The sequence below is a fragment of the Acetobacter tropicalis genome (assembly GCF_030644465.1).
GTDB classification, from domain to species: Bacteria; Pseudomonadota; Alphaproteobacteria; order Acetobacterales; family Acetobacteraceae; genus Acetobacter; species Acetobacter tropicalis.
In genome coordinates this window covers 1,590,416-1,612,767 of the sequence record NZ_JAUYUW010000001.1, presented here as the reverse complement: position 1 = coordinate 1,612,767, position 22,352 = coordinate 1,590,416, and the positions used below count along the sequence as shown (strand labels likewise).

At 57.1% G+C, this 22,352-nt stretch carries 15 protein-coding genes and 1 pseudogene; 10 read left to right on the top strand and 6 right to left on the bottom strand.

The annotated features are described in order from the left end of the window. Nucleotides 1–131 precede the first annotated feature (131 nt). Nucleotides 132–1,340, top strand: coding sequence for an L-dopachrome tautomerase-related protein (locus QWU00_RS07140; protein ID WP_035380693.1), 1,209 nt, complete (start codon nt 132–134; stop codon nt 1,338–1,340). A gap of 133 nt (nt 1,341–1,473) precedes the next feature. Here the strand turns inward: QWU00_RS07140 and acs are convergent, their stop codons facing one another. From acs to rph, 4 genes and pseudogenes are all read right to left on the bottom strand, one after another. Continuing rightward, on the bottom strand, nt 1,474–3,435 hold the full coding sequence (gene acs / locus QWU00_RS07135; protein ID WP_035380691.1) for an acetate--CoA ligase: 1,962 nt from the start codon (nt 3,433–3,435) through the stop codon (nt 1,474–1,476). A gap of 629 nt (nt 3,436–4,064) precedes the next feature. Next, nucleotides 4,065–5,294, bottom strand: coding sequence for an S-methyl-5-thioribose kinase (gene mtnK / locus QWU00_RS07130; RefSeq protein WP_035380689.1), 1,230 nt, complete (start codon nt 5,292–5,294; stop codon nt 4,065–4,067). Nucleotides 5,295–5,390: 96 nt separating this feature from the next. Next, the gene (gene rdgB / locus QWU00_RS07125) at nt 5,391–5,990 is read right to left on the bottom strand and encodes an RdgB/HAM1 family non-canonical purine NTP pyrophosphatase (protein ID WP_035380687.1); all 600 of its coding nucleotides are present in this window, start codon (nt 5,988–5,990) and stop codon (nt 5,391–5,393) included. Nucleotides 5,991–5,994: 4 nt separating this feature from the next. Then, a pseudogene (rph, locus tag QWU00_RS07120) lies at nt 5,995–6,722 on the bottom strand (ribonuclease PH). 269 nt (nt 6,723–6,991) lie between these two features. Here rph and hrcA point away from each other — a divergent pair. From hrcA to QWU00_RS07075, 9 genes are all read left to right on the top strand, one after another. Further along, nucleotides 6,992–8,065: a heat-inducible transcriptional repressor HrcA gene (gene hrcA / locus QWU00_RS07115; protein WP_006559767.1), complete on the top strand. Its 1,074-nt coding sequence runs from the start codon at nt 6,992–6,994 to the stop codon at nt 8,063–8,065. Nucleotides 8,066–8,219: 154 nt separating this feature from the next. Continuing rightward, nucleotides 8,220–10,994, top strand: a complete 2,775-nt coding sequence (locus QWU00_RS07110) for a penicillin-binding protein 1A (RefSeq protein ID WP_035380685.1) — start codon at nt 8,220–8,222, stop codon at nt 10,992–10,994. A gap of 76 nt (nt 10,995–11,070) precedes the next feature. Continuing rightward, nucleotides 11,071–12,202, top strand: a protein-coding gene (prfB, locus tag QWU00_RS07105) for a peptide chain release factor 2 (RefSeq protein WP_097802352.1) whose coding sequence is annotated in 2 segments (ribosomal slippage) — nt 11,071–11,139 and nt 11,141–12,202 — 1,131 coding nt in all. Because the reading frame shifts where the segments join, the coding sequence is not laid out codon by codon here. Nucleotides 12,203–12,664: 462 nt separating this feature from the next. Continuing rightward, complete coding sequence (locus QWU00_RS07100; RefSeq protein WP_035380738.1) at nt 12,665–13,372, top strand: energy transducer TonB; 708 nt, start codon at nt 12,665–12,667, stop codon at nt 13,370–13,372. A 90-nt stretch (nt 13,373–13,462) separates the two neighbouring features. After that, a complete protein-coding gene (locus QWU00_RS07095) occupies nt 13,463–14,527 on the top strand; it encodes a MotA/TolQ/ExbB proton channel family protein (protein ID WP_081939074.1) in 1,065 nt (354 codons plus the stop codon). A 2-nt stretch (nt 14,528–14,529) separates the two neighbouring features. Beyond that, a complete protein-coding gene (locus tag QWU00_RS07090) occupies nt 14,530–14,955 on the top strand; it encodes an ExbD/TolR family protein (protein ID WP_035380683.1) in 426 nt (141 codons plus the stop codon). Nucleotides 14,956–15,077: 122 nt separating this feature from the next. Continuing rightward, the gene (locus QWU00_RS07085) at nt 15,078–15,518 is read left to right on the top strand and encodes an ExbD/TolR family protein (RefSeq protein WP_006560220.1); all 441 of its coding nucleotides are present in this window, start codon (nt 15,078–15,080) and stop codon (nt 15,516–15,518) included. Nucleotides 15,519–15,522: 4 nt separating this feature from the next. Beyond that, the gene (locus tag QWU00_RS07080; protein WP_035380681.1) at nt 15,523–16,758 is read left to right on the top strand and encodes a tetratricopeptide repeat protein; all 1,236 of its coding nucleotides are present in this window, start codon (nt 15,523–15,525) and stop codon (nt 16,756–16,758) included. Nucleotides 16,759–16,845: 87 nt separating this feature from the next. Continuing rightward, nucleotides 16,846–17,373: a GNAT family N-acetyltransferase gene (locus tag QWU00_RS07075; RefSeq protein ID WP_035380679.1), complete on the top strand. Its 528-nt coding sequence runs from the start codon at nt 16,846–16,848 to the stop codon at nt 17,371–17,373. A gap of 274 nt (nt 17,374–17,647) precedes the next feature. Here QWU00_RS07075 and QWU00_RS07070 read toward each other — a convergent pair whose 3' ends face one another. Both QWU00_RS07070 and QWU00_RS07065 read right to left on the bottom strand, forming a co-directional pair. Beyond that, nucleotides 17,648–19,192, bottom strand: coding sequence for an efflux transporter outer membrane subunit (locus QWU00_RS07070; protein ID WP_035380678.1), 1,545 nt, complete (start codon nt 19,190–19,192; stop codon nt 17,648–17,650). Between the two features lie 4 nt (nt 19,193–19,196). Beyond that, a complete protein-coding gene (locus QWU00_RS07065; protein WP_035380677.1) occupies nt 19,197–22,352 on the bottom strand; it encodes an efflux RND transporter permease subunit in 3,156 nt (1,051 codons plus the stop codon).

Here is a 22,352-nt window from a genome sequence, read left to right as displayed (position 1 = left end):
GCGCTTTGAGGCATCGGGGTTTCTTCCCTGATGCCTAAAGTGGAGCAGGGAAGAGGGAGATGAGGATGACGGATCGCCATTTACCAGATTTGCTTAAGGGGTCTTCTTGCTGGCGACATGTTCAGGCGTGCATGTCACGCAGGCGGCTTGTTGCCGGGGCGGCTGTGGCCCCTCTGGCGGGGGGCATGGTGGCTCTCGGCGGGGCGTTGCCCGCGCGGGCGCAGGGCACACCCACAACTGGCGTAAATGGCGATCAGGGTTATGAACCTGCCGGGTCATTCGATATTGTCGCTGAGTTTTATGGGCCCGGTCCTTCCGGTATTGTTGTGGCGGAGAACGGACGGATTTTTGTCGGTTTTCCCCGGCACGCCATCAACCATAAAGGCGCGACACTAGGGGAACTGGTGAACGGGCGTGTGGTGCCTTGGCCCAGTGCAGCGCTTAGTCTGCCGTCTTCTGCCGCACCTGCGGACAGGCTGATGTCTATCCATGGTATGACGATGGATACTCAGGGCAGGCTGTGGGCTATTGATGACGGCAAGCTGGCGGGGCTGCCGCTTCAACCCGGTGCCACTAAAATTGTGTGTTTTGATATTGCGGCCAACAGGCTGCTGCACAGCATTATCCTCAAAAGCCCAACGCTGCTGCCTGACAGCCATATGAATGATCTGCGCGTGGATCTGACACACGGGCAGGCAGGCACTGTGTATGTCAGCGATAGTTCGTTTGGGCACAGTCCGGCGCTGGTCGTTGTGGACGTTGCCAGCGGGAAGCAGCGCCGCGTTCTGGCAACCCATCCTTCCACGCAGGCGGAGGCAGGCTTCATGGCCGTGGTGGAGGGGGTGCCACTGGTGTATGACCCCGCCCAGAAGCCCCGTTTTGTGGTGGGCGGCGTAGATGGTGTTACCCTGAGTGCATCAAGTGATCGGCTCTATTACGCGCCTCTGACCAGCCGCAGGTTGTACAGTCTGCCAACGGCGCTGCTGTCCGATTTTTCTGTTTCCGATGCGGATCTTGCAAAAGCGGTGCGGGATGAAGGAGAAAAAGGAACAGCAGACGGGCTGGCGACAGATGCTCAAGGCCGTATCTACACAACCAATTTCGAGCACGATTGTATTCTGCGGCGCAATACGGATGGATCATTTGATCTGATGGTGCATGATCCGCGCATTCTTTCGCCTGATGGCATTTTCTGCACGCGCACGCATGTCTATTGCACACTGGGGCAGTGGAACCGGCTGGCCAGCTTCAATAATGGACAGGATAAGCGGCGTCCGCCTTATCATCTTATCCGTTTTCCCATTGAGCCTGTGCCGACCTACAGCGCGGAGCCCACATAAGAAGCTAAAAGAAACCCTTTTGAAAACAGGAAGCCCTGCCAGGAGCATCTGGCAGGGCTGAGAGACCAAAAAAGCGGAACGACATTTAAATTTGAACGGCAAAATATGATTCTAAAATGTGTTTTGCGAAAACTCAGGCAACATTCAAGGTTTGTTCCTCCTTCCACACGGTGTTGATCAACATGTCCACGCTGTCTGCATCGCTCAGCATGGACAGATCCCCCAGCGTATCCAGCTCTCCGGATGCAATCTTGCGCAGCAGACGCCGCACAATCTTGCCAGAGCGCGTACGGGGCAGATCTGGCACAATGAAAACCTCATCTGGCGCAGCGTAGCGCCCGATGGCCAGACTGACCTGCCGGGTGATATCTTCGGGCGTTATGCTGGTCTGTTCATCCCGCGCAATGGCGAACACAACCAACGCCTGTCCCTTAACGGAATGTGGCACGCCAACGGCTGCACATTCTGTAATGCGTCTGTCTGCACCAACAGCTTCCTCAATTTCGGCGGTGCCAATCCGATGGCCAGAAATGTTGATGACATCATCCATACGGCCCGTAATCCAGTAATACCCGTCTGCATCGCGGCGTGCGCCATCCCCCGTGAAATACAGACCGGGGCTGAACGAGAAGTAGGTCTGCTGGAAACGGGCGTGGTCTTTCCACAGGGTGCGTGCCTGTCCGGGCCAGGAGCGGGTGACACACAGGCATCCTTCGCCTGCGCCTTCAATCACGTCTCCCTTGGTGTCGGTCAGAACCATGGAAACACCCGGAAGCGGCATGGTGGCTGATCCTGGCTTCAGTTTTTGTGCGCCGGGAATTGGGCCAAGCATGATGCCTGCGGTTTCCGTCTGCCACCATGTATCCACAACCGGGCAGCGGCCTTTGCCGACAACATCATGGTACCACATCCACGCATCCGGGCTGATGGGTTCTCCGGCAGTGCCCAGAAGCCGCAGGCTGCTCAGGTCGTACCGGTTTACCAGATCATCGCCTTCGCGCATCAGGGAGCGGATGGCGGTGGGGGCTGTAAACAGCATGGTCACCTTGTGGCGTTCTATCAGCTCCCACCAGCGGCCCGGTTGCGGGTAGGAAGGCAGGCCATCAAACATCATGGTGGTGCTGCCATTGGCCAGCGGCCCATAGACAACCGAGGTATGGCCGGTAATCCATGCCACATCCGCTGTGCACCACAGAACATCATTCGGGCGGTGGGTGTAGACCATGCCCATGGTGTAGGCCGCCCATACCATGTAGCCGCCCGTGGTGTGCACCACGGCCTTGGGCTTGCCAGTACTGCCAGAGGTGTAGAGCAGGAAAAGGGGATCTTCCGCATTCATGATCTCCGGGATGCAGTCTGGTTCAAACCAGTCCACAAAATCGTGAAAATCAAGGTCACGTTCGGGAAGCATGGCAATGGGCGCATCTGTTGTGCGGAGCACCAGAACGGTTTCAACCGCACTCTCTGCCCCCGCTTTTTTCAACGCCTCATCCATAATGTGCTTGAGTGGGATACGCTTTGCACCGCGTGCAATCTCGTTGGCGGTAATCACAACGCGTGCGCCACTATCTACCAGACGCTCGGCAATGGCTTCTGCTGAAAGACCGCCAAACAGCACCACATGCACAGCCCCAATACGGGCACATGCCAGCATGGCAATAGGGGCTTCGGATACCATGGGCAAGGAGATGGCAACACGATCCCCCCGCGAAACACCCAGATACTGCAACGCATTTGCCAGACGGCAGACGCGCTCGTGCAGCATACGGTATGTCAGCTTTTCTGCTTCATCCGTGCCGTCACGGTGGCTGATCAGGGCAACCTGGTCTGCCCTGTCCCCCAGATGGCTGTCTATGCAGGAGACGGAGGCGTTCAGCGTGCCATCATGATACCAGTTGATTTCAACATCATCCTGAAAGGAGCCACAAAAGGCACGGGTCGGGTTGCTGTGCCAGTGGATACGCTCCGCCTGATCCAGCCAGAACCCATCCGGATCACGCTCGGCACGGCGTGTCATCGCCTGCAGTTGTGACGGTGTCAGCAAGGAGTATTCTGCTGACTGAGGATGCACGGGAATAATGGTATGTTCAGACATCTTCTTTGTCCCCCGGTCTTTTTGTTTTTGTCGGTGTCTCAGAAGAAATACGGTGTCATGTTCTGCAAGGCATCTGCTGCAAGTTCAGTAATCAGATGCCGTGGGCCAAAAGCCCTATAGAAACGCTTCTGGTGGAAAGCGCTTCTGACAGAACAGGCAAACGGTTCAGTGCGTTGCCCTGATTAAGGGCTGCACTATTTAAGATCGTGAGACGACATGGCTTTGGCCTCTGTGTATGTCCATAAGCCGAAGTGTGCCTGAGGAGGTCTGCCGAGCGCTACCCGAATAAAAGTGAAAAGAAGCGAAGATTTTTTCGGGTTTTGCAAAGTTTGCAAAGCTGGGGCAGGGAAAGGGAAAATTGCGGCATCGCAGCAGCGCACTTTCCTGCGGTGACGCTAGCAGACAGAAAAATGACGCTAAAAGCAAGAGGCGTCTTGCATCTTCAGGTAAAAGAGCTGTTACAACACGATGCAGGTGCCACTTGGGATCGTGGGGGCACGCAGAGGGAACAGTGTCATCCTAAGAGGCCGGAAGAGAGGGCATTAGGGGAAAGGTCCACATCCAGCCCGGAGCAGGAGGCTAAGGGCTGCCCAGCCTATCAAAGTGCTGGGCAGTTCAGAGCACAGAGATCAGTCTGCGGAAAGCGAAGTAAGAAAATCAGAAATGTTTTTAAAAAGATGTTTCTGATCAAGACATTTTTTTGCGAACAGAAGAGCCTGTTTTTTACGGGCTTCCTGGGTTTCCGTATTGAGCAGAACAGAGAAATCGGCAACGTGTGCATAGCCGATAATGCGGCGGATGATTTCCGCACCACAGTATCCAACCATGTCCTGAAAAATACTTTCCAGAAAAAGAGTTTTTTCTCGTTCTGAAATGCCGCCTTGGGTGGGGGCGTAATACAGGGCGGCCGGGTCGGAAGGGGTAGGCTGTGTGTTCCACAAATGAAGGAAGTGCTCTGTAAAGCTGCCCCAGAACAAAGTGATCATCTGTTTATGAAGGTGTGTGGCCGCAGTATCCGGCGTGGCAAATAAACTGAGCACCAGATTTGCGACAAACAGTCCGGCATCAAAACCGATGGGACCGTAGATCGCAAATTCGCCGTCTATGACACGTGTATCGTCTTCCGTGGTCATGATGGAGCCCGTGTGGAGGTCTCCATGCAGAAGGGCCTGTGGGCAGGAAAGAAAGCGCAGACGCAGTGAATCGATCCGGGCCAGCACATTCTCGTCAGCACGAATGGCGTCCACCACAGGTGTCAGGCCCGGTTCTGCCCAGTGGTTACGGGGGTGATTATGGTACGGGTCTGTCAGCACCAGATCAACCGTAATACGGGTGAGTGTCTGGTTGCGGGCAAAACAGATGCGGCGGTCCATGACGGGTTCAAAAGGGGCTGCCAGCAGGGACGTGGCAAACGTGCTGTGGGCCACAAAGCGCCCAATCCGAGCAGCTATTTCCGGGTTAACCGGCCTGTTCATAAGCGCTGTGCGTAAAACGGTATGGCCAGAAAGGCTTTTGACAATCAGGATAAATTGTTCCGGGTCAAAATGCAGGCATTCTGTTGTAAGGTCTGGCACGTGGGGAAACACGTTGCGCAGATAGGCGGCTTCAAAAAAAGTGCGGTCCAGCGGCATTTTCCAGGATGGATCAACCCGAACGTGCGGAAGCGCCTGTTTCAGGCAAACCCCTCCGTTCGAGCCTTCAGCCAGAAACACCATATTCAGGTTGCCATCACTCACTTCCCGGATGGTCCATGTTTCCGGCGCGCTGCCAAGGCGCGCTGCAATGGTGGGAAGAGAGGCCACATAGGATCTTACACCCTCAGCATCCAGTGTGCGGTAAGCGGTGTTCTGTGTGGTCATGGAGTCCTTGTCCTGAACATCTGATAGAAAAACAGCCGGGGAATTCCCCGGCTGGCGCACCGTATCAGACAAAAACTCTGTTTTCCAATAGTGGTATCAATCAAGGCACGATTCACGGAAGGATTTAAAGGCGCGAGCACGGTGGCTGATGGCATTTTTCTCGGCGTCCGCCATTTCCGCAAAGGTGCGGGTTTCCCCTTCCGGCGTGAAAATGGGGTCATATCCGTGGCCTTTGTCTCCCCGTGGGGGCCACGTGATCTGCCCATTGATACGCCCTTCAAAACTGCGGGTGGTGCTATCCGGAAAAGCAAGGCACAGCACGCAGATAAACCACGCATCGCGTTCGTCTTCGCTAATTCCTTCCTGAATGCGGGCCATGGCTGCGGGAAAGTCTTTATCCGGCCCGGCCCAGCGTGCGGAATAAATGCCGGGTGCTCCCCCAAGGGCGGAAACACACAGGCCGGAATCATCGGCCAGCGCGGGCAGGCCCGTGGCTTTGGCTGCGGCGACAGCCTTGAGGGCGGCGTTGCCTGCAAATGTGGTTTCCGTCTCGTCCGGTTCAGGAAGGTCAAGATCTCCGGCAGAAAGCACGGTAATGCCGAAATCAGCGAGGAGAGAGGAAAATTCAGCCAGTTTGCCTTTGTTGTGGCTGGCCAGAACCAGTTTGTCGCCAGATTTCAAAATGGGGTTTGTCATGGGGTCAGTGGCCTTCTGCTGCGTTCACTGCGGCTGTCTGAGCATCAAACAGCACGGAAACACCCTGCCGGGCGAGGTCGAACATGGCGGTGAAAGAGTCTTCCATAAAGGGAGCGTCTTCGGCTGTGGCCTGAATTTCCACAATGCGCCGGTCTGCGGTCAGTACAAAATTGGTGTCGGCTGCGGCGGCGCTGTCTTCCGCATAGTCCAGATCCAGCACAGGGCCGGCTTCCGTCAACCCGCAGGAGACAGCCGCAACCTGTCCGCGCAGGGGCAACTGGCGCAGCACATGCGCGGCCACCAATTTGCCCAGAGCCAACCGTAGCGCCACCCATGCACCGGTAATGGAGGCGCAACGGGTGCCACCATCTGCATTCAGGACGTCGCAATCCAGCGTGATGCTGATCTCACCCAGCGCGGGCAGGTCCACCACAGAACGCAGGGAGCGGCCAATCAACCGCTGGATTTCCTGTGTCCGGCCGGATTGTTTGCCCTTGGCGGCCTCTCGCGGGCCGCGCGAATGGTGGCACGGGGCAGCATGCCATATTCGGCTGTCACCCATCCTGAACCCTTTCCGCGCAGAAAGGCCGGAACGCGGTTTTCCACACTGGCCGTACAGAGCACTTCCGTGCCGCCCACGCGGATAAGGGCGGAGCCTTCCGCATGGTGGGCAAAGCCGGTTTCAATTGTAACGGGGCGCATCTGGTCTGGCTGACGGCCGGAAGGGCGCATGAGGAAGGGCTCCTGACAAAAAACGAGGGGTCCCTGCACATAAAGGGATTTGCGCCAGAGCGGAACCGCGTGACGGTCTCCGGTTACACAGGTGCGTCGGTGCCGCGAGATGTGCGTTATGTCTGCCTGAAAGGGTCAGGAACTGCTCACTCTTGCGTTGAAGGGACTTGCTCTCTTGTCAGACGCACGCCAGATGCGCAGAAGATCAGGATATGTCTGTTTAGCCTGATTTACCGGCTGGATCATTTTGAAGGAGGAGGCCTGTCATCATGAAGCGTGGTCTGCTGCCCGTAAAATCGCCCCTGCCGCCGGAACTGGATGGCAGATCCGCCGCGATTTTGCGCGAAATTGTGGAAGAGTACGTGGCAAGCGGTGAACCCGTAGGTTCCCGTACGCTCTCACGCCGGTTGGGGTTGCCACTTTCTCCGGCGACCATTCGGAATGTCATGGCCTCATTGACGGAAGCGGGGTTGCTGTTTTCTCCCCACACCTCCGCCGGGCGTCTGCCTACGGAAAAAGGGCTGCGGCTGTTTGTGGATGGCCTGCTGCAATTTGGCAGCCTTTCAGAAGAGGAGCAGGCCGGTATTGGTCGGTCTCTGGAAGCGCGTGGGCGCTCCTTGCAGGAGACGTTGACGGAGGCTTCGGCTCTGCTCTCAGGCATGTCCGATGCGGCCGGGTTGGTGGTGGCTCCCAAGGGGGAGGGGGGCATCAAGCATATTGAGTTTGTCGCACTTGGCGGCAATCGGGCACTGGTTGTCCTTGTCGGCACTGATGGCCATGTGGAGAATCGGGTCATGGAAACCCCGGTTGGCATGCCTCCCTCGGCTCTGGTGGAAGCGGCCAATTACCTGAATGCCCGTGTTTTAGGCACAACCCTGCATGATCTGCGTGACAGGGTTGGCGCTGAAATGACGGAGAACCAGAACGCGCTGGACCAGTTGACGGCCGAGGTGGTGGAAAGTGGTCTGGCTGTGTGGGGCGGTGGCGCGGATGAACGCGGCGGCACCCTGATTATTCGCGGTCAAGGCAAGCTGCTGGCGGATGTGGATGGGCAGGAACGCCTGTTGGCCATTCAGACCCTGTTTGATCGGCTGGAAACGCAGGAAACCATGATGCGCCTGCTGGAACTGGCCGAAAACTCGGCAGGGGTGAGGATTTTTATCGGGGCGGAAAGTGGATTGTTCGGGGCCTCCGGCATGTCCATGGTCGTGGCCCCAGCCCGGAACGAGGCCAACCGGATTGTAGGGGCCATTGGCGTGATTGGCCCCACGCGCATCAATTACGGTCGCATTATTCCGGTAGTGGATTATACGGCCCGTTTTCTGGGTGAAATGCTGGGCTAGATGGGATGTTCCGGTAAAACGTAACAGTTACATTAAAGGCAAACTCCGTTGGAAAAGGCTGGTCCGGCGGGGAGAGGTGTCTTTTTGCCATCATGTGGTCAATATGGCGCATGAGAAGGAAGACGGCAGCGCATGGGAATGATAAAGGACCTGCATGACACGAACTCCGTCTTCTGGTGACTCTGGGTCTTCTTCTGACAAGAAAGAAGAAAACGCTTCTTCCCGGCAGGGTGTAACGCTGCGCAGGCCACGTTTCCGCCAATGGCGGGGGCTTCTGGGCACAGTGGCTGCCGTGGGGCTTGTCGGCGTAACGGGGGCGTCCCTGCTGGTCTGGCACCAGTATGAAGGTATTGTGGCGGATCTGCCGACGGTGGAAGGGCTACGGACCTACCAGCCGCCTGTAATGAGCCGCCTTTATGCATCAGATGACAAGGTGATTGCCGAACTGGCAGATGAACGCCGGGTGTTTGTGCCGTACAGCGCTATTCCAGACCGGGTGAAAAACGCCTTTATTGCAGCGGAAGACCAGAAATTCTGGACCCATAAAGGGGTGGACCCGGTCGCCATTATACGCGCAGGTCTGACCGATCTTACTCGCGGCAAGGGACGCAGGCCTATTGGTGCGTCCACCATCACGCAGCAGGTGGCGCGCGTCATGCTGCTGGGCAGTAATGCTGTTTCCATGAAGCGCAAGGCCAAGGAAGCGTTTCTGGCCATGCGTATTGAGCAGGTGCTGCCCAAGGAGAAGATTCTCGAAATCTATCTGAACGAAATTTACATGGGCAGCGGCGCATATGGCATTGCCGCCGCCGCGCAGACATATTTCAACAAGCCGCTTGATCAGCTTGATGATGCCGAGGCGGCTTTCCTTGGTGCGCTGCCCAAATCTCCGACCAATTACAACCCGATCCGGTTTCCGGATGCCGCGCGTGGGCGACGGAACTGGGTGCTGGAGCGGATGGCCGAAACAGGCGCCATTACGCATGAGGCTGCCCGGTCAGCAGAAGCAGAACCTCTGATCCCGCACGCCTTTGTGCGCCCCGGTCCGGCTCCGGGATCTGAATGGTTTGCTGAGGAAGTGCGGCGCGAACTGCTGGAACGGTACGGACAGGACACGACGCTCCAAGGCGGGCTGGAAGTACACACCAGTCTGGACCCCGCATTGCAGCTTACGGCACAGACCACTCTGCGGCAGGGCCTGATGGCGTATGACCGGGCACATGGTGGCTGGCGTGGCCCTATCAAACATCTGGCAGAGGTCACGTCCTCTTCTTCTCAGGAGGACTGGGTGGCGGCTCTTCAGGCCGTGCCGGTGCCGCTGGGAATGCTGGATCAATGGCGGTTGGCTGTGGTGCTTGACCCTTCTCGCGGCCGGGTGGGCTGGCTTGAAGGGGGCATCATGCGGCGGGGTGCTGCCACGCAGGGCGGAACACCACAAACCGCGCAGGTGCTGGAACGTGATCTGGCATGGACGCGCCGGTTCCGCCTGTTGAGAGCGGGCGATGTGGTGATGATTGAACCTCAGGCCCAAGGGGAGCGAGTGGCGCTGATGCAGGTGCCGCATGTTGAAGGCGCTGTGGTGACCCTCAATGTGCATACCGGGCGCGTGATGGCGCTGGTGGGGGGCTGGTCTTTCCAGACATCACAGTTTGACCGCGCAACGCAGGCGCTGCGTCAGCCGGGCTCATCCTTCAAGCCGTTTGTGTATCTACAGGCCATGGAGCAGGGCATTTCTCCCTCTCAGGCCTTTGACGATTCTCCGGTTTCTTACGGGGCGTGGCACCCCAACAATTATGAAAAGGATTTCTGGGGGCCAACGTCCCTGCATGACGCGTTGCGGGAATCCCGCAACCTCGTGACCATCCGGTTGGCTGCGCATATCGGCATCAAGAATGTGGCTGATCTGGCAACGCGAATCGGGCTTGTGGACTCCATGCCGCACGTGCTGCCCGCGGCTCTGGGGGCCGTGGAAACCACGGTGCTGAAAGAAGCGGGAGCCTACGCCACGTTGGCTGCCGGGGGCCGGAAAGTAACCCCGACCCTGATAGATGATGTGCAGGACCGGCAGGGTAAGGTGATCTGGCGGCCGGAAGGGCTTTCTCTGGTTTCTGTCGCTGCTCAGACTGCCGCAGAGCAACAGGCTGCGGGTCATGAGAATGAACCAGACGCCATCTTCCCTGATGGCAAGCCGGATGCCGCGCAGCCGCAGCCGCCAGCACCCGCGCCAGTAACCACTCCGGCACCGTCTGCCAGCGTGCAGAACAGCGCAGATCTGCCCGGTGTGGATGATCAGCCTGCCGTCAAGGATGATCGGCCGAGAGTGGCGTCAGAACAAAGCACGTTCCAGATCACCACCATGTTGCAGGATGTCATCCGTCGCGGCACCGGGGTGCAGGCTGGCAAAGGGATTGATCGGCCTGTAGCGGGCAAAACCGGCACCAGCCAGAATTTCAATGATGCGTGGTTTGCCGGTTACTCTCCCGATCTGGTGACGGTCGTTTGGATCGGGTTCGATTCGCCTCAATCTCTGGGCAAGAATGAGACCGGGGGGGCCATTGCTGGTCCTATCTGGAACAAGATCATGAAGACCGCCTTTGAGGGGTACCCCAAGCTTGATTTCCCCGTGCCGGAGGGTGTTACGCTGGTACGGTATGATACGGGCCGTGGCGTTGCGATTGATGCGTTCAAGCCTGATCAGATTCCGGGTGTAAGCGTCAGTCTGGCTGATAATGGCGCGTCTCAGGAACTGACGGCAGCCGATACTGGCGCTGAAAACATGCCCGATTCGGAAAGTGATATGGCCGCCGGTGGCGGGCAGCCCGGCGCGGGTGGGACTGCTGCGGGCAATAGCGCTACGCCAGCACCCGGTACACCACGCCCTGCGCAGGAGCCTTCCGGGGGTGACATTGGCATGGGCGGCCTTTATTGAGGCCGCTTACAAGAGGCTGTCTGAACAGTCTCTCTGCAATTCAAGCAAGTCCTAGAAGTGATGGAGAAACGGCCTGATGTCTGCCGAGACGGAAGCCCTTAATGACCAGATCAAGCAGTCAGTGGCGCTGCTGAGGAGGCATCTTTAACTGGGATGTCGCACAGGCCAGACTGGCCGAGCTGAACAACCAGGCAGAAGATCCTGATTTATGGAATGACCCGGAAGCCGCCCAGAAGCTGATGCGTGAACGCACGCTGCTGGCTGGACAGGTGGAAGGGGTTCTGGCGCTTGAAAACAGCGTGCAGGACACTTGTGAGCTTGTTGAGCTGGCCGAGGCCGAAGGGGACGCCGAAGTGGTTCAGGAAGCCATTTCAACCCTGAAGCAACTGGCGGAAGAAGCCAAGCGGCGTGAGACGGAAAGCCTGCTTTCTGGCGAGGCCGACAGCAATGACTGCTATCTGGAAGTCAATGCTGGTGCTGGCGGCACCGAGGCGCAGGACTGGGCGGAAATGATGCTGCGCATGTACACCCGCTGGGCAGAAGCCCATGGCTACAAGGTCACGCTGATGGAAAGCTCGGAAGGGGAACAGGCGGGGCTGAAATCGGCCACCATTCTGGTCTCTGGCCCCAATGCCTATGGTTGGCTGAAAACCGAAGCCGGCGTGCATCGGCTTGTGCGGATTTCTCCGTTTGATGCGGCAGCCCGACGGCAGACGTCCTTTGCCTCTGTCTGGGTCTATCCGGTTATTGATGATTCGATCGAGATTGAAGTCAATGATTCTGACCTGAAGGTGGATACGTTCCGGGCATCCGGTGCGGGCGGGCAGCACGTTAACAAAACGGATTCTGCCATCCGTATCACCCATATTCCCACCGGGATTGTGGTGGCCTGTCAGACAGACCGTTCACAGCATCGGAACCGTGCCACGGCCATGCAGATGCTGCGTGCGCGCCTGTATGAAGCCGAACTTCAGAAGCGTGAAGCCGCTGCGGCTGCCACGGAAGCTGCCAAGACCGATATTGGCTGGGGGCATCAGATTCGGTCCTACGTTCTAGCACCTTATCAGATGGTCAAGGATCTGCGTACAGGCGTGGAAACCGGGAATCCGGATGCGGTGCTGGATGGCGCGCTGGATGACTTTATGGCGGCCGCTCTGGCCGCGCGGGTTGGCGCAACTCGGTCTGAGGCCAGTGCGTCTGCGCAATAAACTGCGCGTTTAAATAAGAAGGTTTTGTGAAAAGCGGGTGGCCTCAGGCTGGCCCGCTTTTTTTATATTTCACGCCAGAGGGAAACTCTTTCTTCATGCTGCGCGTTTAGACGCTATTTTTTTCAAAATGATAATGAAATGAAAAGGGGCATTATTTCCAAAGGATTAAGGGTTTTTGGATGAAATATGGCTTTTTTCTGCGGTTTGCAGGGTGGTGCCTAAATTTTAATCAAAACGACTTGTGTGGGGCAGCATTATTTTCGATCAAGAACATTCTTGACAGAACTGTTCTCAAATTGCCCAATCAGGATCAGGAAGATGGCAGCTATGCAGCTCTGTCAGTCTATCCAGTGCTGAGGCACGAAATGTTGGTTTGTAACCGCCGCTCTCAGGGCCCGAATATCGGGGGCGGATGCAGGCCAGCGTTTTATGGCTGGCGTGGAAGAAGGAGGATGTAGAAATATGAAGGACCGCACGCAACAGCAACGGAGACCGATGCATTACGTCGTCGGGACAGGAGCTGTTGTCGGTGTTGTTGCTCTGCTGGTAGTCATTCTGCTGCATGTATTGGCGGTTTTCGGACTGGTGCTGGGGATGGGAACATCCACGAGCGTTCCGGTGCCAAAGCCCCCAATCAAGACCAGAATTCTACCACCACCACCACCACCGCCCCCCCCACCGCCGCCGCCGCCGCCGCCGCCGACCATGACGGTCCCGCCGCCGCCGTACATTCCGCCGCCGAAGATTCAGCTGCCGCCGCCGCCAAACCCGCCGATCAAGCATGTTTCGCGTACGCCGCCCAAGCATCCTTCGCCGCCGCAGACCACTACGTCGCCGGCACCGCCTGTGACTGAACCTGCCTCAAAGGCGGCTCCGTCTGACTCACCGGACACGACGGCAGGCACGTCTCCGCTGAACAACGCCCGTCCGGTCTATCCGCCGGATATGGAAGAAGAGAACATTGAAGGTCGTGTGACCGTTGCGTGTGACGTGGAAACCACGGGGATGACAAGCAACTGTTCCGTTCAGTCCGTGCAGGGAGGTCAGTCCTTTGCTCAGGCCGCTCTCGATTACGTGCACAAGGCGCGTTATCGCCCGGCTACAAAGAACGGGCAGCCCGTCAAGGAGCTTCACAAGGTGTATGTGATCAGGTTCAGACTGGATGACTGATCCCGGCATTTAGCCGAATTACTGGAGATAACTGCCTGGCGCCGGAAGGGTGCCGACGCCAGGCCGCATAAGATAAGGATTTTAAGGTACATGATCAGACTGTCTCGTCTTCCAGTGTCGGGTCTCGCGGTTCCGGCTCTTGCGGTCATGCTGGGCACGGCGACACCGGTTCTGGCGCTGGCTCAGGATGCTTCAGCTCCTGCGGCCTCTGCTCCTTCCGCCACAGATTCCTCCACAACCCCGGCAGCTCCGGCTCCCGAAGCCGCTTCTCCGGCTGCTCCTACCGATAGCGCAGCACCTGCAGCGCCCACGCCGGACGCCTCTGCGCCGGCTGCTGGCCCGGCCGCACCGGCTGCTGATGCACCTGCAGCCCCCGCAGCTGATACTCCCGCTGCACCACCTGCTCCCGCCAGCAAGGAAGAAGCAAATCCTTACGGTCTGGGCGCTCTGTGGTCCAACGGTGACATCATTGCCCGTGGCGTTCTGCTGATCATGCTGTGCATGTCTCTGGGCACCTGGTTCATCATGATCACCAAGTTCATTGAACAGGCCCGTCTGTTTGCTGCTGCGAAAGAAGCCACCAAAAACTTCTGGACCAAATCTTCCATTCAGGAAGGTGCCGCGGCCCTGAGCACGACATCTCCGTTCCGCTACATTGCTGACACCGGCATTGTTGCTGCTGAACACCACGAAGGCACGATGCAGGAATCCATCGACCTGAACAGCTGGACGTCTCTTTCCATCCAGCGTTCCGTGAACAACATCCAGAACAGCCTGCAGAAAGGTCTCGCCTTCCTGGGGACTGTTGGTTCCACCTCTCCGTTCGTGGGTCTGTTTGGTACGGTTTGGGGTATTTATCACGCTCTGACAGCTATCGGCATCGCCGGTCAGGCTTCTATTGACAAGGTTGCTGGCCCTGTTGGTGAATCCCTGATCATGACGGCTATTGGTCTGGCAACTGCTGTTCCGGCCGTTCTGGGGTACAACCTGCTGGTTCGCCGTAACAAGGGTGCCATGGACAGCGTGCGCGACTTTGCTGCTGACCTTCAGTCCATCCTGATCGGTGGTGTGCGTCATGGTGCGGGACCAGAAAGCATTGTTGTCCGCGCTGATAACTCCCCCACGACTTCCACCGTCTCTAACCGGGTAGGCTAATCATGGGTATGTCTGTCGGAGACAGCGGGGGCGAAGACGACGTCGTATCTGCGATCAACACGACGCCCCTCGTTGATGTCATGCTGGTGTTGCTGATCATCTTTCTGATCACAATTCCGGTTGCAACCCACACGGTAAAAGTCAATTTGCCGAAGGATCTTAACCAGCCGACACAGACCAAAAACGGGAATGTCGTGCTTGCAGTGACGGAGAACGGACAGGCATACTGGGACGAAACGCCACTTAAAGGACGGGCCGATCTTATGGCCCGTCTGGAAAAGATTGCCGTCATGCAGCCCCAGCCGCAGATCCAGATTCGTGGGGATACAAAGTCCCGTTACGAATCTGTCGGCAAGCTGGTAGCCGCCTGTCAGGAAGCCGGTATTGCGCATATCGACTTTATTACCGAGAAGCCGAAAGACGGCTGATCACATCAGAAAAATCCGTTACTTCTTTTAGGAGGGGTAACGGAGCATCTGCCCTTTTATTCTGCGTCCGTCTGGGTTCGGACCGTGTCGCGGAACCAGAGTTTGTAAGAGAGTGACAGCCCATGGGCATGAATGTCGGATCGGAAAGCACGACGGAAGACGAAGGCATTGTCGATATCAACACCACGCCGTTGATCGACGTGATGCTGGTTCTGCTGATCATGCTTATCATCACAATTCCGTTGCAGACCCAGGCCGTTTCCATTGATCTGCCGCAAGGTAACCCGCCGCCTTCAACGCAGGAAACGCCGGTGGTGACGCTTGCCGTTGATTTCGACAACACGATTACATGGAATGGCCAGCCCCTTTCCGGGGAAGATGATCTTCAGGCTCACCTGCGCGAAGCCGCGAGTGGTCCGGCTGATCAGCAGCCAGAAGTCCATCTGCAGCCAAACCGTCTGGCGGATTACAAAACGGTGGTGCATGTTATGGCTGATGCCCAGCGGCTTGGTGTGACCAAGCTTGGTATTGTCGGGCAAGAGCAGTTTGCAGAAGGACAGTAACTTAATGTCTTCCCATCTTTTACGCATCTCGCTGTTTGCCAGCGTGGCATTCGCGTTTGCCCAGCCCTTGGCTCATGCAGCCGATACTCTGGGAGCGGATGTAGGCAAGGCGCTCACGCAGGCGCAAAGTGCGCTTGCAGCCCATAACTACCCCAAAGCCATGGCGGCGGTAGATGCGGCGGATGCTGTAAAAAGCAAGAGTGATTACGAGTCCTACACCATTACCCAGATGCGTGCCGCAGTGGCCACGCAGGCTGGGAATTTGGATGCCGCTACGGCAGCGTATGACAAGCTGATAGCCTCCCCCCGCACGCCCAAGGACACCAAGCACCAGATGCTGATGTCTGAAGCCACCATGGCTTATACAGCCAAGGACTACCCCCGTGCGGTCAAGGCTATTGAACGCTACCAGAAGGAAGTCGGCCCCAACGCAACCATGGGTACGCTTCTGGCACAGTCCTATTACCTTCAGAAAGATTACCCGAATACCGTAAGGGTGCTGAAGGAGCAGATTGACGCGGAAGTCAAAGCCAAGAAGGCCCCGGCTGAATCCCAGTTGCAGATGCTTGCGGCCAGTGCCTCTGCCATGAAGGATTCTACCACCAGCACGCATGCTTATGTTCTGCTGGCCACGTATTACCCCAAAAAGGAATACTGGGATCTTCTGCTGCACGAACTGATTGTGAATGCAAAGATTCCACCGGCTCTTCAGCTTGATGTGTATCGCATCCGTTTGGCCGCAGGGAATGTGACCCAGTCCCGTGATTTCATGGAAATGACGGAAATTGCCATGCAGAATGGCATGCCGCAGTTGGCACTGGACCTGATGAACGATGGTTACAAAGCCAATGTGCTGGGGCAGGGAGCAGAAGCCCCGCGTCAGGCGCGTCTGAAAGCGCTGGTTGAAAAAACGGTAGCGGACAAGAAAGCCTCCGTTGCAGCGGATGAAGCTGCGGCCCTTAAGGCCAAAACAGGCGATGATCTGCTGAAGGTTGGCTATAACTACGTCACATTCGGGCAGGCTGATAAAGGCCTTGATTTGATGCAGCAGGCTATTACCAAAGGTGTGTCGGATGTAAATATCGCCCGCCTGCACCTTGGTCTGGCGCAGATGCAGGCAGGGAAGAAAGGCGCTGCTATCGCCACACTGAAGACAGTGGACGGGGATACGGGCGCTCATGATATTGCCCAGCTTTGGGTGCTGAAGCTCTCTCCGGCTCCGGTTGCTGCCAAAAAATAAAAGGCGTTCTGGCGAACATGCCGCAGGAAAAGGTCGTCTCAGACGGCCTTTTTTTGTATCAGTATTCTATCTGAATTTAGAGAAACCATGGGTAGTGCTTCTTTCTCCGTTCGGTTGGCTCGGCAGGAAGACGTGCCGAAATTGCCTGTTATTGAACGGTCTGCCGCGCAACTCTTCCGTCAGATTCCAGCTTTGGCTTTTCTGGCGGAAGACGGGGCAAGCCTTTCAGAGGCCCAGCACACGGCCTGCATTGTTCAAGGACTGTGCTGGGTGGGCGTGGAGAGTGCAGGAAAGCCCTGTGGTTTTTTAAGCGCGGAACAGCAGGGGTCTGACCTGCATATTCTCGAAGTCTCGGTAGAAATAAGGGCCCAGGGAGCCGGGCTTGGACGAGCTCTCATTCAGCACGCTTGTGCAGAAGCCAAAGCACGCGGTATGGCGCGGGTTACCTTGACAACCTTCCGCTCCGCACCATGGAACCGGCCTTTTTATGAGCGCCTTGGGTTTTGCGTCGTGTCGTCGGCTAAGAATGAAACCCGTTTGACAGAGAATGTGCGGCAGGAGGAAATCTCTGGACTGCCCCCTGGTTCTCGGTGCGCCATGGTCAAAATGGTTTAAACCCGGAAGGGTTGGAAAACATCCTCCGTCACGTCAGACCCATAATCCAGTGATACTGCTTGTGGCAGAAAGGGGCGGAGAGAGTTTTTTGAACCCTCCACCTGTCAGGAAAGATGTTCTGACACACCGACCTGATTGATCTGGGATGTTTTTGGTCAGGTGCAGGCTGTGTATCTGACGGCACTTAGCCGCTCACATAGCGCCGTAGCCGTTCCTCACCGCAGCCTTGATCAGGAATGCGGATATGAGGAACGGTTTTGGTGTAAGGCGTGTATCAGCCTGTCTGAGAGACAGGCTGGCGCGCAACGGGAACGGGGGATTTTGGAGGAAGGGTGTGCTCCTTCCATCCTCCACCCAACGCCCGGTAGATGGTAATCAGATTCTGGTAGTTGGAAACGGCAACCATGATCTGGATCTGCTGGGCCTGCAGGTAGGAACGCTGAGAGTCCAGTGTGGTGAGGTAGGAGTCCGTTCCGGCATCATACCGCATCTTGGCCAGCCGGAAGGCATCAGCAGAGGATGTGACCAGATCATCCACCTGTTTTTTCTCATCCAGATAGGCTTCTCGGGCAGCGAGCGCATCTGCCACTTCCCTGAAGGCAGACTGCACGGTTTTCTCATAGGAGGCGATTTTCCCATCCCGCCGTGCCTTGGACGCTTTCAGGTTTCCGCTGTTCATGCCCCATGTCCAGAGCGGGATCTGAAGTTGCGGATTAAGGCCCCATGTTGTGGCGGCGGATGTGAAAAGCTGATGGAACTGAAGGCTGGAAATGCCATCATTGGCGGTAAGCGTCAGGCGCGGGAAGAAGGCAGCCCGTGCCGCGCCAATATCCGCCTGCGCCGCCAGCAGATCGTGCTCTGCTCCCACAATATCCGGCCGGCGAGTCAGCAGATCAGATGGCACACCTGCGGGCAGATCGGCCAGAATGGTTTGCTGCCCCAAAGGTTGTGGAGGTGGCAGGTTAGCGGGAATAGGGGCGCCAATCAGCAGCGTGATCAGGTTTTCATCCTGCGCCACCTTGCGGCGGGAATCAGCGCGCAGGGCAGCGCTCTGCTGCACCTGTGTTTCCGCTTGCCGCACGGTCAGCAGGTTGGCTTCACCATGGTTGTATTTTTCGCGCGTCAGGTTGAGCGTTTCCTGCTGCGTGGTCAGCGTATTATCCGCCACGGCCAGCGTTTCCTTGTCCCCCAGCCAGGTGACATAGGCTGTTGCCACCTGCGAGACGATGCTGATCAGCATGCCCCGCAGGTTGGCCTGTTCGGACAATGCTTTTTCAGCAGATTCCCGCGTCAGGCTGCGGATACGGCCAAACAGGTCAATCTCGTAGGAAGAAAACCCGATTCCTCCCTGATAATAACGGAACGGATCACGCGCCAGGCTCATGCCGGATTTTTCAGAGCTTTCTGACCCCAGCCCCGGCGCAAAGCTCAGCCCTGCGGCATCGGATGGAGCCTGATACATTGGCCCGCCGGATGCGCTGATGGTGGGGAACAGGCCAGCGTGCTGAACGTCGTACTGGCCCTGTGCTTCGGCAATATTGGCCGCAGCGACACGCAGATCGCGGTTTTCACGAATGGCGATTGCAATGAGCGCCTTCAGGCGTGGGTCGGTGAAGAAATCATTCCAACCGATATCGTACGCGGCCTGTTGCAGCTTGGGATTGCCCGTATTCTGGTAGGCAGGCCAGGTGGTGGCCAGCGGGGGGGCTGGCCGTTTGTATTTGGGGATCATGGTGCACCCCGAAAGCACGCCTGTCGCCAAAGCGAGGGACAGGGCGCGGAAGCGGAGCGGACGCGGAGAGGAAGAAAATGCGGACATGCGTTTATTCGCTTCCGATAGCGTTGGAGGCGGGTGAGGGCTGTTCCTGCCGTTCGCTGATGCGTCTGACACGGAAGAGGCGCAGAACCCCGACAAAAAAGACCGGCACAAAATAGACAGCCAGCAGCGTTGCCGTGGCCATACCGCCTACTACGGCCGTGCCGATGGCAATACGGGAGGCTGAGCCAGCGCCAGAGGCAATGGCCAGCGGGAACACACCCACCACAAAGGCGATGGAGGTCATCAGAATAGGACGCAGGCGTTCGCGTGCGGCGGTCTGCACGGCATCTTCAAGAGATTGCCCTTGTTCAAAGCCCGCTTTTGCGAACTCCACAATCAGGATGGCGTTTTTCACCGCCAGCCCAACGGTGGTCAGCAGTCCAACCTGAAAATACACATCATTATCCATGCCGCGCAGGAGGGTCGCTGCAATGGCTCCCAGAACGCCCAGCGGCACCACCAGAATAACCGCCAGCGGAATGGCCCAGCTTTCATACAGGGCCGCAAGGCACAGCAGAATGACAACCGCCGCCAGCGCATAAAGCGGGCCGGTGGAGGAACCGGAGGCAATCTGTTCAAAAGAAAGGCCGGTCCATTCATAACCAATGCCAGAGGGTAGTTTTTTCAGAATATCCTGAATGGCGGTAATGGAATCGCCTGAACTGTAACCGGCTGCTGGCTGTCCGAGAATTTCAAAGGCGTTCAGGCCGTTGTAGTTCTCAACTTTCTGCGGACCGACAATCCAGTGTCCGCTGATAAAGGCGTTCAGAGGCGTAAGCGTGTTCAGCGCGTTGCGGATGTACCATTTATTCAGGTCGGCGGGCAGCATTCGGGCTTCTGGCACACCCTGAATATAGACCTGTTTAACACGGTCATCCCGCGTGAACTGGTTGACGTAGATGGAGCCTAGAGCCCCTTCAATGGTGCTGTTGATATCATCAATGGTAATGCCAAGTGCATTGGCTTTTTCCCGGTCGATATCAAGATGATACTGCGAGGCATCTTCCATGCCGTTGGGGCGCACGGCCATCAGGCGCTTGTCCTGAGCTGCCAGACCCAGCACCATGTTCCGGGCGTCCAGCAGTTTCTGGTGCCCCAGATGCCCGCGATCTTCCAGTTCAAGGTCAAAGCCGGTGGCGTTGCCCAGTTCCAGCACGGCAGGCGGGTTGATGGCAAAGATCTGCGCCTTCGGGTTGAACCAGAAGTGCATCATGATGCGGTTGGCAATGGCGGAAGATGTCTGCCCGGCACCCGTGCGCAGCTTCCAGTCTTTCAACCGGATGAAGAACGCACCAGAGTTCTGGCCCTGCCCGGCAAAGTTGAAGCCGTTCATGGAATAGACGGATTCTACCAGACTACCTTCTGTCTTGAGAATGTAATCAGCAATTTCACGGTTCATGGCCTCGGTCTGTTCCATGGGCGTATTGGGCGGCATGGTGACCTGACCAAAAATGAGCCCCTGATCTTCATCCGGCAGGAAGCCTGATGGCAGTTTCATGAACAGGAAAACAGCCAGACCGGTGATGAGCGCAAACCCGATGAGCGAGAGCGCCATCCGGCTGATCAGGAACTGCACCCCGTGCAGGTAACCATTGGTCAGCTTATGGAAAGTGCGGTTGAACCAGCCAGCCGGCCCGGTGGTTTTTTCGTGCGTGCCGGGTTTGAGCATGGTGGCGCACAGGGCAGGAGTCAGCACCATGGCCACCAGCACGGAGAGCCACATGGCTGCAACAATGGTGACAGAGAACTGCCGGTAGATCACACCCACGGAGCCGGAGAATGCTGCCATAGGCAGGAACACGGCGCTGAGTACCAGCACAATGCCCACCAGAGCACCGGAGATTTCATCCATGGAAACGCGGGAGGCTTCAACCGGAGAGAGTTTTTTCTCCGTCATTACGCGTTCCACATTTTCCACCACCACAATGGCGTCATCCACTAGCAGGCCCACGGCCAGCACCATGGCCAGCATGGTCAGGGTGTTTATGGAATACCCAAACAGTTCCAGCAGACCGAACGTACCCAGCAGCACAACAGGCACCGCAATTGTGGGAATAAGCGTGGCCCGGAAATTCTGCAGGAAAATCAGCATCACCAGGAACACAAGCCCAATGGCTTCCAGCAGCGTGATGACCACTTCTTCAATAGAAAGCGTAATAAAGGGCTGCGTATCCAGCGGGTAAACAGTTTTCAGACCCGGCGGGAAAAATTTTTCCAACTGGGTGATCTGCGCGCGCACTGCGGCTTCGGTTGAAATCTGGTTTGCGCCGGGGGCGAGTTTCAGCGCCATGCCGGAGGCCGGCATGTTGTTGTAGAAGGAGTTGGTGTTGTAGGTCTGTGGGCCCAGTTCAACCTTCGCAATATCACTGATACGCACCTGAGAACCGTCAGGCTGGACTTTCAGGATGATCTTGCGAAACTCTTCTGGTGAGGTCAGTCGCGTCGGGCCGATAATGGTGGCATCCAGCCGGATACCCTTGCTGGCCGGAAGACCGCCCAGTTCACCGGAAGAAATCTGGATGTTCTGGTTCTGAATGGCTGCCTGAACATCCTTCACCGTCAGCCCGTAGCTAAACAGTTTGCCGGGGTCCATCCAGATGCGCATGGCGTATTCGGACCCGAACAGCGTGTGATCACCCACGCCCGTTACACGGCTGAGGGGGTCAGAGATGTTGGAGGCCACATAATCGGCAATATCCGCGCCGCTCATGCTGCCATCAGTGGAAATGAAGGCCAGCACCATCATGAAGTTCTTGACGGCTTTGGTGATGCTGAGGCCCTGAGCCGTGACTTCCGTTGGCAGTTTGGGTTGGGCAAGCTGAAGCTTGTTCTGCACCTGCACCTGCGCAATGTCCGGGTTGGTACCCTGTGCGAAGGTGAGGTCAATTTCCATCTGGCCAGAGGCGTAAGACTGCGCGGAAATATATTCCAGATGGTCCAGCCCGAACATCTGCTGAAGGATGGGGCGTACAACCGTATCGTTCACCGTATTCGCTGACGCCCCTGGATAGGTGACGGAAATGGCGATCTGGGGTGGCGCGATGCTGGGATACTGGGCAATGGGCAACCGGAAGATGGACAGCCCGCCAACCAGCATGATGATGAGACTGATGACCCACGCAAAGATGGGCCTATCAATAAAAAAGCGCGACAGGGACAT